The sequence below is a fragment of the Arthrobacter sp. 05L45_2 genome, from assembly GCF_056397525.1.
On record NZ_JBFTNO010000266.1, the window covers coordinates 1 to 3,280 of the forward strand.

2 protein-coding genes are annotated in these 3,280 nt (G+C 72.2%); both read right to left on the minus strand.

Going from position 1 to position 3,280, the window contains the following annotated elements; genetic code table 11:
• Positions 1-2,425 (minus strand): AAA family ATPase (locus AC1DHD_RS15155; RefSeq protein ID WP_476880505.1); only part of this gene is annotated, 2,425 nt, incomplete at its 3' end.
• Positions 2,422-3,280: exonuclease SbcCD subunit D (locus AC1DHD_RS15160; protein ID WP_476880506.1), on the minus strand; the 859-nt coding region annotated here is incomplete at its 5' end. The genes AC1DHD_RS15155 and AC1DHD_RS15160, both read right to left, overlap by 4 nt.

Genomic DNA, 3,280 nt, shown 5'->3' on the forward strand with positions numbered 1-3,280 from the left:
GGCCGGAGGCCAGGACGGCGTCGCGGACCCGGCGTTCGGCCGCGGCRCACTCGATCCGGAGCTCATCCACCGTTGCGGGGTCGACAGGGCCGTCCGTGGCCAATTCCCGGGCGGCCCGGGACAGTTCCTCCCCGGCGAAGAGTTCCGCGAGCCGGGCAGTCTCGTCCTGGCCGGCCCGGACGGCGCTTTCCAGGGCTGCGGCGTCGCTCACCGGCAGCAGGACGGAGCGGGCGGCTGCCACCGACTCGAATCCGGCGGCAGGGAGGGCCTCGTCGAGCCGGGCGACGGCCTCCGCGGTCCGGGCGCGGGCCTGTTCGAGGCTGCCGGCGGCCGCATCAACGCGTTCCAGCAGCTCTGTGGCGCGCCGGACGGAGCCGAGCCGGTCGCCCAGCGTCGCGTGCCCGGCGCGCAGGTCCGCCAGTGCGGCCTCGAGTTCGCCAGCCTGCGCGCGGACCTCCTTGAGCGCCGATTCGGCCTGCGCGATCCCGGCCACGGTGTCGGCCACGGTGAGCTCAGCGGCGGAAATCCCGTCTTCCAGCTCGGTGCGGCGCGCCCGCCGGGCCGCGAGGTCGGCGGCCGCGCGGGTGGCCTCGGCCGCAAGTAACCTGGCCTGCTCGGCGTCGCTGCGGGCCAGTTCAGGCGCTGTATCGCCGCCCTGGGCAGCCAGCACCGCGAGGTCCTGCCGCGCGTCGCCCAGCTCGCGGTGAAGGGCAGCAAGGACAGTTTCGGCGGCGTCCGCGGCCTCCTGGGCGGATTTCTCGGCGTCGGCGATGGCCAAGGCGGACGCGGCTGCCGGGGCGGGCGCGGGATGTTCGGCACTGCCACACACCGGGCACGGCTGGTCCGGGACCAGCTGGGCCGCGAGTTCCGCAGCGGCGTTTGCGAGCCGCTCCTCGCGGAGGTCCAGCCAGCGTTGCCGGCAGTCCTGGTGAGTGTCGCGGGCCACGCGGTGCCGCTCGGCCACGCGAGCGCAGTGTGCCTCCGCGGTGCCGTAGCGGCCAACGATGGCAACCAGTTCGTCTGCCGCCGCGGCCTCCTTGGTGCGCAGCTGGACGTCCGCAGCCAGCTCCTCGAGCGACGCCAGGCCCGCAGTCAGTTCGGCCGACTCAGCGCGCAGGGCCTCCAGCGCTGTTGCGGCGGACAGGCGTGTGGTCTCGAGCCCGGAGAGGGTCCCTTGGAGGTGCACGGCGCGGGCCAGCAGGCCGGCCAGCCGGTCCTCGTCCGGCAGCCGTTCCGTCAGTACCGCCTGGAGGGAGCGGAGCCGGCTGAGTTCTGTGCGCAGCACCTGGCTTTCCACGACTGCGCCGCCGTCCGGGCCGTCGGGTCCGGTGAGACGGGCGCCAAGTTCGGCTAGTTCGGGGTCGGACGGTGCCGCGGCCCGCAGCCCGTCGGACGCCGCCGCGGCCGCTGCCGCAGCGCGTTCCTCCGCCAACCAGGCACTGTCCATGGCCTGCAGCTGGCCACCCAGCACTTCGGCTTTCCGGTGTTTTGCGAGCCGTTCGGCCGTCTCCTGGAGTTCCGGCGCGGCGGCCTCGGCCGCGGCCCTCCGCTGTTCGGCGGCGGCCAGTTTGGCCTGCCGCGCGGCCCGGGCAGTGGCGTCTTCAAGGCGTTCGGCAAGGTGGGCGACGATGCTCTCGGCGTCGGCGGCTGCTGCCTGCCGTTCGCCGGCGGCGGCCGCGGCACCGGCATGGAGCCAGGAGAGCAGCCGGTCCGCGTCCTCGCGGCCGGGCGCCTCGTCCAGTTCCAGTCCTAGTCCGGCGGATTCGGCCTCAGCCTGGGCCAGCAGCAGCGCAAGGGCGTTGTTGAGGCTTTCCACCTCAGTGCGGGCCGCGGCCGCGCGGCGTCCCAGTTCCTGTTCCACCGCCTCGAAACGCTGGGTGCCGAAGAGGCTCTGGAGCAGGACCAGCCGGTCAGCGGCCTTGGAGCGCAGGAACGCCGCGAAGTCGCCCTGCGGCAGCATCACCACCCGGGTGAACTGTTCCCGGTCCATACCCAGCAGGGCAGTGATCTCGGCGCCGGCTTCATCATTGCGGCCCGACTTTTCGACCCAGGCACCGTCGACCCGTTCACGGAGCAGGGTGTTGGCCTTCTGTTCGGTGAACCCGTTCTTGCCCCGGGCACTGGGCTTGTTCCAGGCCGGCATCCTGGACACTTCAAAATGCCGTCCCTGCGCCGAGAACTCGCAGGTGACGCGGGGCTCGGCCGCCGGAGCGGCGTGGTCGCTGCGCAGCCGTTTGCCTTCCTGCCGCGCCCCGGGCACGGAGCCGTAGAGGGCGAAGCAGATGGCATCCAGGACGCTGGTTTTTCCAGCCCCGGTGGCGCCGTTGAGCAGGAAAAGCCCGTGGACGCTGAGCCGGTCGAAATCGATGCTCTCCGTTCCGGCGAACGGGCCGAACGCGGAGATCTCCAGGCGATGGATCCTCACCGGGACACCCCTTCCAGACGTACGGCTTCGAGGGCCTCTGCGAGGACGCCGGATTCGGCGTCGTCGACGCTGCGGCCCCGGACATGCTCCAGGAAGCCGCAGCAGATCGAGAGATCGTCCCCTGACTGCGCGAGCCGGCTGCTGTAGCTGGTTTTCGCGGCCGCTTCGGCACCTTCGGGGTCAAAACCGAGGACCAGGGTGTCGGGGAAGCGGGCGCGCAGCCGTTCCATGGCCTGGGTGGGCCGTTGTGCGTCCGTCAGTGTGATCTGGCAGTACGCCTCCTCGGCCCACGCAAAGTCGGCCCCGGCGAGCAGTTCGTCCAGTGTGCCCCGGAGCACCGCGAGGGCGCGCGGGGCGTCCCAGAGTATCTCGGTCACGGCGGTGAYGCCGSTGGYGTCKACGTCGATCAGCCAGCCGCCCTTSTGGTGCTTSGCTTCGGARAASGAGTAGGCCAGCGGGGAGCCGGAATAACGGACAGCCGGTGACAGCGACTGCCGGCCGTGCAGGTGGCCGAGGGCCGTGTAGCTGAAGCCGTCGAAGAGATCCAGCGGCACAGCACCGACCCCGCCGATGCTCAGGTCCCGTTCGCTGTCCGAGCTGATTCCGCCACTGGCGAAGGTGTGGGCCAGGACGACGGAATGGACCGTCCGGCGGGCCGACCGTTCGGCGAGGTCGGCCCGGACGCGGCATGTGGCGGCGCGGGTGACCTCGAAGTGGCTGGCGGTTTCAACGCCGAGCTGGCCGGCCACCAGCCGCGGCTCCAGCCACGGGATGCCGTAGATCGCGAGCACGGGACCCGTGTCCCCGGCGTCCCCGGCGTCGCCTTCCTCCCCTGCTCCGTCCGCAAGCGGCAGC